At 42.2% G+C, this 15387-nt stretch carries 12 protein-coding genes, 1 tRNA gene and 1 pseudogene; all 14 read right to left on the bottom strand.

The genetic code is table 11. From position 1 onward, the window contains the following. Nucleotides 1-149, bottom strand: a 149-nt coding sequence (locus F8R13_RS11385; RefSeq protein ID WP_253806431.1) for a GTP-binding protein, incomplete at its 3' end; no start/stop codon positions are given. A gap of 31 nt (nucleotides 150-180) precedes the next feature. Continuing rightward, complete coding sequence (gene fusA, locus F8R13_RS11380) at nucleotides 181-2280, bottom strand: elongation factor G (RefSeq protein ID WP_371414956.1); 2100 nt, start codon at nucleotides 2278-2280, stop codon at nucleotides 181-183. Nucleotides 2281-2340: 60 nt separating this feature from the next. After that, nucleotides 2341-2814, bottom strand: coding sequence for a 30S ribosomal protein S7 (gene rpsG, locus F8R13_RS11375; RefSeq protein ID WP_152834675.1), 474 nt, complete (start codon nucleotides 2812-2814; stop codon nucleotides 2341-2343). A gap of 57 nt (nucleotides 2815-2871) precedes the next feature. Then, nucleotides 2872-3246 (bottom strand): 30S ribosomal protein S12, encoded by a 375-nt coding sequence (gene rpsL / locus F8R13_RS11370; RefSeq protein ID WP_152834674.1) that lies wholly within the window; start codon nucleotides 3244-3246, stop codon nucleotides 2872-2874. Between the two features lie 151 nt (nucleotides 3247-3397). Then, nucleotides 3398-7606 carry a DNA-directed RNA polymerase subunit beta' gene (gene rpoC / locus F8R13_RS11365; protein ID WP_152834673.1) on the bottom strand — a complete coding sequence of 1403 codons (4209 nt, stop codon included), beginning with the start codon at nucleotides 7604-7606 and terminating at the stop codon, nucleotides 3398-3400. Beyond that, nucleotides 7606-11664: a DNA-directed RNA polymerase subunit beta gene (gene rpoB / locus F8R13_RS11360; RefSeq protein WP_152834672.1), complete on the bottom strand. Its 4059-nt coding sequence runs from the start codon at nucleotides 11662-11664 to the stop codon at nucleotides 7606-7608. The genes rpoC and rpoB overlap by 1 nt, the downstream gene beginning before the upstream one ends. Nucleotides 11665-11849: 185 nt before the next feature. Beyond that, the gene (gene rplL, locus F8R13_RS11355) at nucleotides 11850-12224 is read right to left on the bottom strand and encodes a 50S ribosomal protein L7/L12 (protein WP_152834671.1); all 375 of its coding nucleotides are present in this window, start codon (nucleotides 12222-12224) and stop codon (nucleotides 11850-11852) included. A gap of 28 nt (nucleotides 12225-12252) precedes the next feature. Then, nucleotides 12253-12753: a 50S ribosomal protein L10 gene (gene rplJ, locus F8R13_RS11350; protein ID WP_029910589.1), complete on the bottom strand. Its 501-nt coding sequence runs from the start codon at nucleotides 12751-12753 to the stop codon at nucleotides 12253-12255. 170 nt (nucleotides 12754-12923) lie between these two features. After that, a complete protein-coding gene (gene rplA, locus F8R13_RS11345; protein WP_152834670.1) occupies nucleotides 12924-13613 on the bottom strand; it encodes a 50S ribosomal protein L1 in 690 nt (229 codons plus the stop codon). A 6-nt stretch (nucleotides 13614-13619) separates the two neighbouring features. Further along, nucleotides 13620-14048 carry a 50S ribosomal protein L11 gene (rplK, locus tag F8R13_RS11340; protein ID WP_152834669.1) on the bottom strand — a complete coding sequence of 143 codons (429 nt, stop codon included), beginning with the start codon at nucleotides 14046-14048 and terminating at the stop codon, nucleotides 13620-13622. 60 nt (nucleotides 14049-14108) lie between these two features. Beyond that, nucleotides 14109-14642 carry a transcription termination/antitermination protein NusG gene (gene nusG, locus F8R13_RS11335; protein ID WP_152834668.1) on the bottom strand — a complete coding sequence of 178 codons (534 nt, stop codon included), beginning with the start codon at nucleotides 14640-14642 and terminating at the stop codon, nucleotides 14109-14111. Nucleotide 14643: 1 nt separating this feature from the next. Beyond that, on the bottom strand, nucleotides 14644-15027 hold the full coding sequence (gene secE / locus F8R13_RS11330; RefSeq protein WP_029910601.1) for a preprotein translocase subunit SecE: 384 nt from the start codon (nucleotides 15025-15027) through the stop codon (nucleotides 14644-14646). Between the two features lie 65 nt (nucleotides 15028-15092). Beyond that, nucleotides 15093-15169 (bottom strand) — tRNA-Trp (locus F8R13_RS11325). 70 nt (nucleotides 15170-15239) lie between these two features. After that, a pseudogene (gene tuf, locus F8R13_RS11320) lies at nucleotides 15240-15387 on the bottom strand (elongation factor Tu); the annotation flags it as partial.

The raw sequence follows: 15387 nt of genomic DNA, 5'->3' as shown, positions 1-15387 counted from the left end.
ATTTGATCGTAACCTTTTACGTCACCACCAAACTTCTTACCTTGTACAATTGTCAACGCCGCTGTAAGAGTTGTCTTACCATGGTCAACGTGACCAATCGTACCAACGTTTACGTGCGGCTTACTACGTTCAAACTTTTCCTTTGCCATTTCTCAAAGTCCTTTAATTAAAAATTAAAAATTAACCTTTTTTCGCTTTAGCGATAATTTCTTCTTGAATGTTTGATGGTGCATCATTGTACTTCAAGAATGTCATACTATAGTTTGCACGACCTTGCGTCAATGAACGCATCTGGTTTGAATAACCAAACATTTCAGAAAGAGGTACTTCAGCCTTAATTGACTTACCAGTAGGAATGTCATCCATGCTCGAAACCATACCACGACGACGGTTCAAGTCACCAATAATATCACCCATATACTCTTCTGGAGTTGTTACTTCAACAGCCATGATCGGCTCAAGAATAACTGGAGATGCTTTTGTTACACCATCCTTAATCGCCATACCACCAGCAATGCTAAAGGCCATTTCATTCGAGTCAACATCATGATAAGAACCATCATATAGATCAACCTTAACATCAACAATCGGGTAACCTGCAATAACACCTGATTCAAGCTGAGCCTTACAACCTTTCTCAACAGCACCAATGTATTCACGTGGAACAGAACCACCCACAGTGGAGTTAACAAATTCAAAACCAGAACCCGCCTCTAAAGGCTCCATGCGAACCATAACATGACCGTATTGACCACGACCACCAGATTGACGTACAAACTTACCTTCAGCCTCAACCGCCTTCTTAATCGTTTCACGATAAGAAACTTGAGGTGCGCCAACATTGGCTTCAACCTTAAACTCACGCTTCATACGATCAACGATGATATCCAAATGCAACTCACCCATACCAGAAATAATGGTTTGGTTTGTTTCTTCATCAGTGTGAACACGGAATGAAGGATCTTCTGCCGCAAGCTTCTGCAAAGCAATACCCATTTTTTCTTGGTCAGCTTTCGTTTTTGGCTCAATCGCAATCGAAATAACTGGTTCAGGGAACTCCATACGTTCGAGAATGATCTTGTCATCCATGTCACACAAAGTATCGCCAGTCGTTGTATCTTTCAAACCAACTGCACAAGCAATATCACCAGCCCGCACTTCTTTAATCTCTTCACGAGAATTCGAATGCATTTGTAACAAACGACCAACACGTTCACGTTTCTCTTTAACCGAGTTATAAACAGCACTACCCGCTTCCAAAACACCAGAATAAACACGGAAGAATGTCAAAGTACCAACATAAGGGTCAGTCATAATTTTGAATGCAAGTGCAGCAAACGGCTCATCATCCGTAGAATGACGCTCAGCTTCTTCACCATCCATCAATACACCCTTAATAGCAGGAACATCAAGTGGAGCTGGCATATAATCAATAACGGCATCTAAAAGCGTCTGAACACCTTTGTTTTTAAACGCTGAACCACAGAACATAGGTACAATCTCAACACCAATACAACGTTGGCGAATACCGGCCTTGATTTCTTCCTCAGACAAATCACCTTCTTCAAGATATTTATCCATCAGCTCTTCATTAGCTTCGGCAGCGGCTTCAACCATTTTTTCACGCCATTCTTGTGCTTCATCCATCATCTCTGCAGGAATTTCTTCATAGGTATATTTCATACCCATGTTTTCTTCTTCCCAGTAGATAGCTTGCATTTTCACAAGATCAACGATACCACGGAAACTTTCCTCTGCACCGATTGGCAACTGCATAGGGACAGGGGTAGCACCCAAACGATCCACAACCATTTGAACCACGTTCAAAAAGTTAGCGCCTGCACGGTCCATTTTGTTTACAAAGCCCATACGTGGAACGCCATACTTGTCAGCTTGACGCCATACAGTTTCCGATTGTGGCTCAACACCTGATACAGAGCAGAAACATGTAACCGCACCATCAAGAACACGTAGCGAACGCTCTACTTCGATAGTGAAGTCAACGTGACCTGGAGTATCGATAATATTCACACGATGCTCAGGGTAGTTTTGAGCCATCCCTTTCCAGAAACAAGTTGTAGCAGCAGAAGTAATGGTAATACCACGCTCTTGCTCTTGCTCCATCCAGTCCATTGTTGCTGCACCATCATGCACCTCACCAATCTTGTGAGACACCCCAGTGTAGTACAGAATACGCTCAGTAGTTGTAGTCTTACCAGCATCGATGTGCGCCATGATACCAATATTACGGTAATGTTCTAAAGGGGTTTTACGAGCCACTTTCTTAACCTTTTTAATTAGCTATAAACAATAAAGGCTCTATAAATAGAGCCAATGATTTTACCAACGGAAATGGGAGAAGGCCTTGTTTGCCTCTGCCATGCGATGCGTATCTTCTTTCTTCTTAATCGCCGACCCTCTGTTTTCCAAAGCATCTGACAATTCGCCTGCCAGCCTTAACATCATCCCTTTTTCGCTTCGCTTACGAGCAGCTTCAACAACCCATCTCATAGCCAAAGCCATTTTTCTTTCAGGACGAACTTCCACTGGCACTTGATAAGTTGCACCACCAACACGGCGAGATTTAACCTCTACCATTGGCCCTACATTTTCCAAGGCTTCTTTTAGCAATCCTGCTTGGTCACCACCTTTCTTACGCTCAACAACAACATCTAATGCGTCATAAACGATTTTTTCAGCAACCGCTTTTTTACCGCTAACCATAATCATGTTTACAAACTTGGTTAACGTAGTATCACCAAACTTAGGATCTGGTAACACTTGTCTTTTAGGTATTTCTCTTCTTCTTGCCATTCTTACTCTTCCGGTATAAATTTACACTAATAGTCGCAAAACGTATGTTAAAGGCTATTAACCTTTAGGACGCTTCGCACCGTACTTAGAACGACCTTGTTTACGTTTATCAACACCAGCACAGTCTAATGCACCGCGTACTGTGTGATAACGTACACCAGGTAAATCTTTTACACGACCACCGCGAATCAAAATCACGGAGTGTTCTTGCAAGTTATGTCCTTCACCACCGATATAAGTCGAAACTTCATATCCATTGGTCAAGCGAACACGTGCAACTTTACGTAGGGCAGAGTTAGGCTTCTTAGGTGTTGTTGTATAAACACGCGTACATACACCACGACGCTGAGGACATGCTTCAAGCGCAGGGACGTTAGACTTTTTAACTTTGTCTTTACGCGGCTTACGCACCAACTGGTTAATAGTAGCCATTAATTCTTACTCCATTTAATAAGATTTTGCTCTTAATAAAAAAATTGAGGGTATTTTACCCCCAAATAAGGCTTGAGGATTTTAGAGATCAAAATCCTCATTGTCAAGTATAAGTTCATGAAATATTTTAAATATTCACAAACTCAAACTATCAACTTTCTTCTGAGTCGTTTAAGACCATATCCACTTCAGCCACAACTTCTTCTTCCGTTGTAGACTCCATAAATACAGACAACTCTCTTTGTGTTTTTTCGTTAGCCAATCTTCTTGCTTGATGATAGGCAAAACCAGTACCAGCAGGAATCAAACGTCCAACAATGACGTTTTCTTTCAAACCGACAAGCTTATCAACTTTACCACTTACCGCAGCCTCAGTCAGTACACGAGTCGTTTCCTGGAAAGACGCCGCAGAAATAAATGATTCTGTTGCCAAAGATGCTTTTGTAATACCAAGTAGCACACGTTGGAAAGTAGCTTCCACTTTACCTTCTTCTCTAGCTTGCTCATTCAACTCAAGAACACGTGCGTACTCAACCTGTTCACCAGGAATCAGATTAGTATCTCCAGCTGTTGAAATCTCAACCTTACGAAGCATTTGGCGAATCACTGTTTCAATATGCTTATCATTGATACGAACACCTTGCAGACGGTAAACATCTTGGACTTCATCAACAATATACTGAGTCAACTTCTCTACACCCAGTAGTCTCAAAATGTCATGCGGGTTTGGATTACCATCAGCAACCACATCACCTCGCTCAACACGTTCACCTTCAAACACATCAACCGTTCTCCATTTTGGAATCAGGGTTTCATGCTGCTCTCCGGAGTCTTCAGTGATAATCAGGCGTTGTTTACCTTTAGTTTCCTTACCAAAGCTAACCACGCCTGAGACCTCAGCCATAATAGCCGGTTCTTTTGGTTGACGAGCTTCAAACAAGTCAGCAACTCTAGGAAGACCCCCGGTAATATCCTTAGTTTTAGATGATTCTTGCGGAATTCTCGCCAAGGTATCACCAGCACCAATCTCATCTCCTTGAGAAACAACAATAATAGAGTTCTCTGGCAGATAGTACATCGCCGGTGTTTGTGTTCCTGGGAAGAACGCAGGCTCACCTTTTTTATCGACTAGCTGAATGTATGGTCTTGCTTCTTTTGAAGCCAATGCTCTATCTTTAGCCCCTTTAACAACGTGAGTTGTTAAACCTGTCAACTCATCGGTATGCTCTTCTACTGTACCTTCAAAGTTACCAAAGAGAACTGTACCTTCAGCCTCTGTAATAACAGGGTGAGTATGCGCATCCCAAGTCGCCAAAACATCGCCAGAGCTAACCGAAGCACCATCTTTAACATTCAACACAGAACCATAAGAAATCTTATAGCGCTCTTTCTCTCTTCCCATATCATCCAATACAGAAACTTCACCTGAACGAGACGTTACGATCAACTGCTTCTCTGAGTTTGTAACTGTTTTTAAGTTCGCAAACTTAACTTTCCCGCTATGCTTCACTTCAATTTGGCTTTGCGCAGCAGCAGCAGAGGCAGTACCACCGATATGGAAGGTACGCATTGTTAGCTGAGTACCTGGCTCACCGATTGATTGTGCTGCCATTACACCAACAGCTTCACCTAGGTTCACCAAGTGACCTCTCGCCAAATCACGTCCGTAACACTGTTGACAGATACCAAACTTGGTCTGACAAGTAATGGTTGAACGCACCATAACTGAATCCACACCAGATTCGTCAATTTGATTAACCAGTCTTTCCGTTAGCAAAGTTCCTTTTTCAACGATGACCTGACCATTTGGTGAGATAACATCTTCAGAAACAACACGTCCCAAGATACGGTCTTTCAATTCCTCAACAACTTCACCACCTTCTACATGTGAAGTCATCACAATACCTGCTTCAGTACCACAATCGTTTTCTGTTACCACAACATCCTGCGCAACATCAACCAGACGACGAGTCAGGTAACCAGAGTTTGCGGTTTTCAAAGCCGTATCAGCCAAACCTTTACGTGCACCATGAGTAGAAATAAAGTACTGAAGTACGTTTAGACCCTCACGGAAGTTCGCTGTGATAGGTGTTTCAATGATAGATCCATCAGGTTTAGCCATCAACCCACGCATACCACCCAATTGACGCATCTGGGCTACGGAACCACGAGCCCCGGAATCAGCCATCATGTAAATTGAATTGAACGATGTTTGCTGAACTTCTTTACCATCTGCATCAATAACAGGTTCGTATTGAAGCTCATCCATCATTGACTTGGTTACCAATTCGTTCGTATGCGACCAAATATCAACAACTTTGTTGTAACGCTCACCCTCGGTTACCAAACCTTGAGAGAACTGATTTTGAATCTCTGCAACCTGAGCTTCAGCTCTTGCAATAATTTCCGATTTCGCATCTGGAATCAACATATCATCTGAACAGAAAGACAGACCTGCTAGAGTTGACCACTTAAATCCTGCGTACATTAATTGGTCAGCAAAGATAACTGTTTCCTTTGGTCCCAAAATACGGTAACAAGCATTCAACGCATTGGAAATATTTTTCTTGGTTAGATTCAAGTTCAATAAATCAAAACTCAATCCTTTAGGAAGAATTCTTAACAGCAAAGCACGACCAACTGTCGTATCAATAATGCCTTTCTTAACAGTTTCTACACCTGCATCATCAACCACAATTTGCTCTAATTTAAGCTTAATGCGAGTATGCAAATGCACAACTTTTGCATCCAATGCGCGCTGAACTTCCGACCAATTTGAGAAAGCTTTCCCTTCACCTATTGCATTAACAGCTTCACGGGTAATGTAGTAAAGACCCAATACAACATCTTGAGAAGGCACAATAATAGGATCACCGTTCGCAGGGGAAAGTAAGTTGTTGGTAGACATCATCAATGTTCTAGCTTCCAACTGAGCTTCCAAAGATAGCGGTACGTGAACCGCCATTTGGTCACCGTCAAAGTCAGCGTTAAATGCTGAACACACTAATGGGTGCAAGTTGATTGCCTTACCTTCAATCAGCACAGGCTCAAACGCTTGGATACCAAGTCTATGCAATGTCGGCGCACGGTTAAGCAATACTGGATGCTCACGAATAACTTCGTCTAAAACATCCCACACTTCCGGCAACCCTTGATCAACCATCTTCTTGGCTGCTTTAATCGTTGAAGCCAAGCCACGCTTTTGAAGCTTACTGAAAATAAACGGCTTAAACAATTCTAGCGCCATCTTTTTCGGTAAACCACACTGATGCAACCTCAAAGTAGGCCCAACAACAATTACAGAACGTCCAGAGTAGTCGACACGCTTACCAAGCAAGTTTTGTCTGAAACGACCTTGCTTACCTTTGATCATGTCCGCAAGAGATTTCAACTGGCGCTTGTTCGTACCAGTTACTGCACGACCGCGACGTCCGTTATCCAATAATGAATCAACTGATTCTTGAAGCATACGCTTTTCGTTACGAACGATAATATCCGGCGCCATCAAATCCAACAACCTTTTCAAACGGTTGTTACGGTTAATAACACGACGATACAAATCGTTTAGATCTGAAGTTGCAAAGCGTCCACCATCTAAAGGCACCAAAGGTCTCAACTCAGGAGGAAGAACTGGCAATACATCTAAAATCATCCACTCTGGACGGTTTCCAGATTGCAAAAATGATTCAATTAGCTTCAAGCGCTTAGAAATTTTCTTCTGCTTAGTCTCTGAGCTAGTTGCTTGCATCTCTTCTCTAAGCTTCGCTGCTTCAGCAGTCAGATCAATAGATTGAAGCATTTTCTTGATTGCTTCAGCCCCCATTTGAGCCTCAAACTCATCTCCATACTCATCCATTGCATCCAAGTATTCTTCTTCACTCAGCAACTGCCATGGCTCAAGCGGAGTCAAACCAGGATCAACAACCATGAAAGCTTCGAAGTAAAGTACTGCTTCAATTTCTTTCAATGTCATATCAAGCATCAAGCCGATACGCGATGGAAGTGATTTCAAAAACCAAATGTGCGCAACAGAAGTTGCTAAATCAATGTGCCCCATTCTTTCACGGCGCACCTTAGATTGCGTTACTTCAACGCCACATTTTTCACAGATAACACCTCTGTGTTTTAGGCGCTTGTATTTACCACACAAACATTCGTAATCACGGATTGGACCAAAAATTTTGGCGCAGAACAAACCATCTCTTTCTGGCTTGAACGTTCTATAGTTAATAGTTTCAGGTTTTTTAACCTCACCGTAAGACCATGAACGAATTTTCTCAGGAGAAGCAAGAGATACCTTAATCGTATCGAACTCATTCGATACATTTTGTTTTTTTAGAAAACCTAATAAATCTTTCATTATTCTTGCTCCAACTCAATATCAATACCCAATGCACGAATTTCTTTACGCAATACGCTAAAGGATTCAGGAATACCTGGCTCCATGTACTCATTGCCATCCACAATGTTTTTATACATTCTGGTACGTCCATTCAAATCATCTGACTTAACTGTCAACATTTCTTGCAACGTGAAAGCAGCACCATATGCCTCAAGCGCCCAAACTTCCATCTCACCGAAACGTTGCCCACCAAACTGGGCCTTACCACCCAATGGCTGTTGCGTAACCAAGCTGTATGGACCCGTTGAACGCGCATGCATCTTATCGTCAACCAAGTGGTTCAACTTCAGATAGTACATATAACCAACAGTAACTGGTCTATCAAACTGCTCACCCGTCACACCGTCAAACAAAACCATTTGCCCAGATTCTGGTAAATCCGCAAGGCGTAGCAAAGCTTTAATCTGACCTTCAGAAGCACCATCAAATACTGGAGATGCCATTGGCACACCTTTTCTAAGATTCATTGCCAACTCAGTAATTTCAGCGTCAGACAAACTATCAAAATCTACTGATTGCCCCTGAGTTTCGTTATAAATCTTATGCAAGAAAGCTTTCAATTCCTTGATATCGGCTTGCTGCTGCAACATTGCATTAATCTTGGTTCCAAGACCTTCAGCCGCAAGACCTAGATGCGTTTCCAAAATCTGACCAACGTTCATACGTGATGGAACCCCAAGAGGGTTCAAACAGATATCAACAGGTCTTCCCGTCTCGTCATATGGCATGTCTTCAACCGGACAGATACGTGAGATAACACCTTTGTTACCATGGCGACCAGCCATCTTATCACCAGGCTGAATACGACGCTTAACAGCAACGTAAACCTTAACCATTTTAGAAACGCCAGGCTGAAGATCATCACCTTGAGTCAGTTTCTTTTTCTTCTCTTCAAATGCCGCATTGAACTCAGCTTTCTTAGCTGCCAACTGCTTTTCAAGCCCTTCAAGTTGAAGTGCTAAATCTTCATTTTTAACATTCAAACCAAACCATTTAACTGGTTCCATTTCATCTAATGAAGCCGCTGTTAGCTTTTTACCGTTCGCAAGCGCTTGACCTTCAAGCATTACTTTTACACGAGCCAAAGTATCTGCTTCAAGAATGTTGTATTGCTCATCAATATCCTTACGGACTTTTTGCAACTCTTCTTCTTGGATAGCCAGTGAGCGCGCATCTTTCTTCACGCCTTCACGAGTAAAGACCTGAACATCAATAACTGTCCCTTCAACCCCCTTACCTACACGCAAAGAGGTGTCTTTAACATCAGATGCTTTCTCACCAAAGATTGCACGCAACAGTTTTTCTTCTGGTGTTAGCTGCGTTTCACCTTTAGGTGTCACCTTCCCAACAAGAATATCGCCTTGCTTAACTTCAGCACCAACATAAACAATACCGCACTCATCCAATCTTGAAAGCGCAGCTTCACCAACGTTTGGAATATCCCCTGTAATTTCTTCAGGCCCAAGCTTAGTATCACGAGCCAAACAGGTTAGCTCTTCAATATGAATCGTTGTGTAGCGATCTTCTTGTACCACTCGCTCTGAAACAAGAATCGAATCTTCAAAGTTGTAACCGTTCCATGGCATAAATGCGATACGCATGTTTTGACCAATCGCCAGCTCACCAAGATCAGTTGATGGGCCATCTGCCAATACATCGCCACGTGAAACCAATTCACCAGCTTTTACGATAGGCTTTTGGTTAATACACGTATTTTGGTTAGAACGCTGATACTTGATCAGGTTATAGATATCAACACCAGATTCACCATCAGCGATTTCATCTTGATTAACACGCACAACAATACGTGCAGAATCTGAAGATACAACTTCCCCACCACGTTCAGCAACGACGGTTACACCCGAGTCAATAGCAACTGTTTTCTCAATACCAGTACCAACCAAAGGCTTTTCTGCTCTTAGCGTTGGAACTGCCTGACGTTGCATGTTCGACCCCATCAATGCGCGGTTAGCATCATCATGCTCAAGGAAAGGAATCAAAGAAGCCGCAACAGATACGATTTGCTTCGGAGAAACATCCATATAATTGATGTCAGATGAATTAGATAACGTAAACTCGTTTTGATGCCTTGCAGAAATCAAATCATCAACAAAACGACCTTCTTCATCCAATTCAGCGCTCGCCTGAGCGATTACAAACTGCGCCTCATCAATGGCAGAAACATACTCAACTTCATCAGTAACCTTACCATTAACAACCTTACGATAAGGCGTTTCTAGGAAACCATACTTGTTAGTTTTGGCATAAATAGCCAATGTATTAATCAAACCAATGTTCGGTCCCTCAGGGGTTTCGATAGGGCAAACGCGACCATAATGCGTTGGGTGAACGTCACGCACCTCAAATCCAGCACGCTCACGCGTTAGACCGCCAGGCCCCAAAGCAGAAACACGGCGCTTATGCGTAATCTCTGAAAGAGGGTTAACTTGGTCCATAAACTGTGACAATTGGCTAGAACCAAAGAATTCTTTGATTGCAGCAGAAACAGGTTTAGCGTTAATCAAATCCTGCGGCATCAAACCTTCAGATTCAGCATTATTCAAACGCTCTTTAACAGCTCTTTCAACACGAACCAAACCGACACGGAATGCGTTTTCCGCCATTTCGCCAACGGCACGAATGCGTCTGTTACCCAATGTATCGATATCATCAACGGTGCTTTGACCATTACGGATAGCTAACAACTCACGAACAACATCCGTAACGTCTTGAGGCTCAAGAACAGGACTACCTTCATTTTCAGTACGGCCTAAACGACGGTTCAACTTCATACGCCCAACCGATGATAAGTCATAGCGAGACTCATCAAAGAAAAGACTATTAAACAATGCTTCTGATGACTCTTTTGTTGGTGGCTCACCAGGACGCATCATTCTATAAATTTCGATTTGAGCTTCCAACTGAGATGTTGTCGTATCAAGATTCAGGGTATCGGAAATATAAGAACCATTCTCCAACTCATCAACAAAGATAGTCCTGAAAGTCAAACCTTTCATTGCCTTGAAAGATTCAATCAAGTCAGCGGTAATTACTTCATTTGTTTTAGCAACAAGTTCACCAGTAGACTCATCCATAATGCCCGAAGAAAGCACTTTCCCTAGAACAAAGTCCTCTGGAACTTCAAATGTTTTTAGCTTAGCGTCTTTGATTTGCTTGATTGTACGTGCAGTAATCTTTCCACCTGCCTTAACCAGCACTTCATCACCAGCAACGATATCAAATACAGCGGTTTGACCTTTCAACTGTTCTGGCACGATAGTCATTACAAATTTGCCGTTCTTGACCGCAAATTCAGTATGATTAAAGAACTCATCTAGGATTTGTTCATTATTGTAACCCATCGCACGAAGAATAACTGAAACAGGTAGTTTTCTTCTTCTATCAATACGAACGAATACACAGTCATTATGATCAAATTCAAAATCTAACCAGGAACCACGATAAGGGATAATTCTAGCGTTGAATAGCACCTTACCTGATGAATGCGACTTTCCACGATCGCTATCAAAAATTACACCTGGGGAACGGTGCAATTGGGTAACGATAACTCGCTCAGTACCATTAATAACGAAAGTACCGTTTTCTGTCATCAAAGGAATGTCGCCAAGATAAACTTCTTGCTCTTTAACATCTTTAACTGGACGCTTACCCGCTGGAGCATCTTTATCAAACAATACCAAACGCATTTTCACGCGTAGCGGTGAAGAAAAAGTTACACCACGTTGCTTACACTCTTTAACATCAAATTCTGGCTGCCCCATGGCGTAGCTAACATACTCAAGATCAGCGGTACCAGCAACACCATTAATTGGAAAAACAGATGAGAATGCTGCATGCAACCCCATCATTTCTCTCTCTAGAGGCTTCTTATCAATTTGCAAAAACTCTTTGAATGATTCTTTCTGCAAAGACAAGAGGTAGGGAACTTCAAGGATTGAAGCACGAGTTGAAAAATCTTTACGGATACGTTTCTTTTCAGTTAAAGAATAGGCCATTAATTTCCCCGTCCTATTATGAAATTACGAAAACTTTGCGTTTTCCAAAAATGCATAAAACTGTAAAAACAGCGTTAATAACAACTTTGCTATTACTCACACTTTTACACACTACTTAAAACGGCAAAAGGCCGACGCAAAATACGCCAGCCATTTATCGCTTTTCAGCCGATGTCGCTAAGTAATTACTTAACTTCGACTTGAATACCAGCTTCTTTAAGCTCGTTAGCCATAGCTTCGGCTTCAGCTTTAGAAACACCTTCTTTAAGAGTGAACGGAGCAGATTCAACCGCTTCTTTCGCTTCTTTAAGACCAAGACCAGTTGCACCACGAACAGCTTTGATCGCAGCAACTTTGTTGTCGCCAGCACCAGTAAGAACAACGTCAAATTCAGTTTTCTCTTCACCAGCAGCTGCACCAGCATCACCAGCAGGACCAGCAGCAACCATAGCCGCAGCTGAAACACCAAACTTCTCTTCCATTGCGCTAACAAGTTCAACAACTTCCATTACTGACATGTTTGCAACGGCTTCTAAAATATCTTCTTTTGTAATTGCCATTTTAATATTCCTTAAATTATGTTTTTACTTATGCCGCAGCAGCTTCTTTTTGTTCTTTGACAGCAGTCAAAGCGCGAGCCAATTTCGCAACAGGCTCTTTCATAACAAATAGAAGTTTCGCCACTGCTTCATCGTAAGTAGGCAGAGCCGCAACAGCCGACAATTGTGAGGCATCCATAACACCTTCACCAATCGACAAAGACTTGACTACCAAAGCTTCGTTAGACTTTGCAAAATCTTTAAAGACACGCGCTGCATTTCCTAGCTCTTCACCAGAAAAAGCAAAAACCAAAGGACCAACAAAAGTGTCAGCCATGTCTTCAAACTTTGTACCTTGCACTGCACGACGAACAAGCGTGTTTTTAACAACACGAACTTTTACGTTTGCAGTACGAGCTTTTGCACGAAGTTCAGTTAATTGCGCTACTGACAACCCACGATATTCAGCTGCAACGATTGAACCCGCTTCAGCGATAATTGCTGAAACTTCTTCAACGACAGCCTTCTTACCTTCGATATTGAGTGCCATATAACTTCTCCAATTAGGCTCAAAGAGCATACCATCTACGTAGGCTTTATACTATTAAGAAGGCAACTTATACCCTCACCTACGGTCTGCGATGGGCACCCAAAAACTAAGTAAACTTAATCTAAGGCGTCCCAAACCGCATTTTCACCCCAGAAGAGGCGAAAAATTTCTTACAAGCTAGATTGATCCAATTCGATACCTGGACCCATTGTTGTCGAAACAGAAACTTTCTTCATATAAGCTCCTTTCGCAGAGGCAGGCTTCAAACGATTAAGATCATCCATCAAAGCTCTCAAATTTTCTTTCAACTTATCTGCTTCAAAAGTCGCTTTACCGATAGAAGCATGAACAATCCCAGCTTTATCTGCACGGAAGCGTACTTGACCAGATTTAGCATTTTTAACAGCTGAAGCCACATCAGGTGTAACCGTTCCAGTTTTTGGGTTTGGCATCAAACCACGTGGACCTAGAACCTGACCTAGCATACCAACAACGCGCATCGCATCAGGAGAAGCGATAACAACGTCAAAATCCATCATGCCACCTTTAATTTCTGCAGCCAAATCGTCCATACCAACAAACTCAGCACCAGCATCTTTTGCTGCTTGCGCATTTGCTTCATTAGTAAACACAGCTACACGAACATCTTTACCTGTTCCGTTTGGCAACACAGTCGCACCACGAACAACCTGGTCAGATTTACGAGGATCAATTCCTAGCTTGATTGCAACATCAACAGACTCTGCAAATTTTGCAGTCGCCAATTCAGACAACAATTCAAAACCTTGAATTGCTTCATAAGCTTTTGTTGAGTCAACCTTTTCAGCAAACAACTTTTGTTTTTTCGTTAACTTTGCCATTCTCAATTACCCCTCAACATTTAAGCCCATGCTACGTGCTGAACCTGCAATAATATTTACCGCAGCGTCCAAATCGTTAGCATTCAAATCAGCCATTTTTGTATTGGCGATTTCTTCCAATTGTGCACGAGTAACCGTACCCACTTTATTCATGTTAGGAACACCTGAACCCTTTTGGATTCCAGCTGCTTTTTTCAACAATACTGAAGCTGGTGGTGTCTTCATGATAAAAGTAAAACTCTTATCACTATAAACAGTGATTACAACAGGAACTGGAAGGTTCTTTTCCATAGACTGAGTCTGAGCGTTAAACGCTTTACAGAACTCCATGATGTTCACACCTTTTTGACCCAAAGCTGGACCTACCGGCGGACTAGGGTTTGCATTTCCCGCAGGAACCTGCAACTTGATATAGGCATCAATTTTCTTTGCCATTTTCTTTCTCCTTATGGGTACAAACGTCTATTCGACTCCCCAGGGTTACAAAAAACTAAATTAGCTTTTTTCGACTTGAGTAAACTCAAGTTCAACAGGCGTTGAACGCCCAAAAATCAAAACAGATACCTGAAGCTTGTTCTTGTCATAATCGACTTCTTCAACCACTGCTTCAAAATCTTTAAACGGTCCATCAACCACTCGAACCATTTCACCTGGCTCATAAATAACTTTTGGTCTTGGCTTATCTACACCATCAGAAACTTTCTGAAGAATACGATCCACTTCTTTTTGAGAAATCGGAGCCGGACGATCTGAAGTTCCGCCAATAAAACCCATTACCTGAGGAACACTTTTTACCAAGTGCCAGGTATCTTCACCCATTTCCATTTGAACCAAGACATAACCAGGAAAAAACTTTCTTTCTGAAGTTCTTTTCTTACCATCGCGGATTTCAACAACCTCTTCAGAAGGCACTAAAACATCACCAAACTTATCCTGAAGACCCGCTCTCTCGATATATTCACCTAGGCTCTTTTTTACCTTATTCTCATAACCTGAATAAGCATGTACGACATACCATCTTTGAGCCATTTCAACCACCTTGTCCTGTTAATAGCTGGACAGCCCACAAAAAGAACATGTCAACCAGCCACAAAAAGATACTCATCACAATCACGACAGCAAATACAATTAATGTCATCTGAACAGTTTCTTGACGCGTAGGCCAAACAACCTGCCTTACTTCTTTTTTTGCGTTTGACAAATACTTGAATGCCGCCTGACCCTTCTCACTTTGATAAAAGATAAAGCCTGACAAAGCAACACCTGCAAGCATACCCAAAACTCTGACAACAGCGTGCGCATCTGAGTAAACATAGTAACCAACCACACTAGCGATCAAAACCACCAATGCGGTAACATTTTTTACTGTTTCAGCGGTGTTTCCACCCGTACCTTTTTCTAGTTTTTGGCTCATAGCTATTCGGTTCTAGGTTCTAAATATAAAAAAACAACCTGACGAAATGTCAGGCTATTGAAATTTGGCAGGGGTAGAGGGATTCGAACCCCCAACACCCGGATTTGGAATCCGGTGCTCTACCAATTGGAGCTATACCCCTAGAATTTTCGCTTAGCGAAAAAAAGGGGGATTATACAAACCCCCCTCTCAGTTTTCAAGTGCTATTTTGCTTATTCAAGAATTTTAGCAACAACACCTGCACCAACTGTACGTCCACCTTCACGGATTGCGAAACGTAGACCTTCTGACATTGCGATCGGGTTGATCAACTCAACTGTCATTTGTACGTTATCACCAGGCATTACCATTTCTGTTCCT

Source organism: Hydrogenovibrio sp. JE_KL2 (genome assembly GCF_009296185.1).
In the GTDB taxonomy this organism is placed as follows: Bacteria; Pseudomonadota; Gammaproteobacteria; order Thiomicrospirales; family Thiomicrospiraceae; genus Hydrogenovibrio.
Note: the sequence above shows the minus strand (reverse complement) of the source record. Positions and strands in the feature narration are given on the sequence as shown.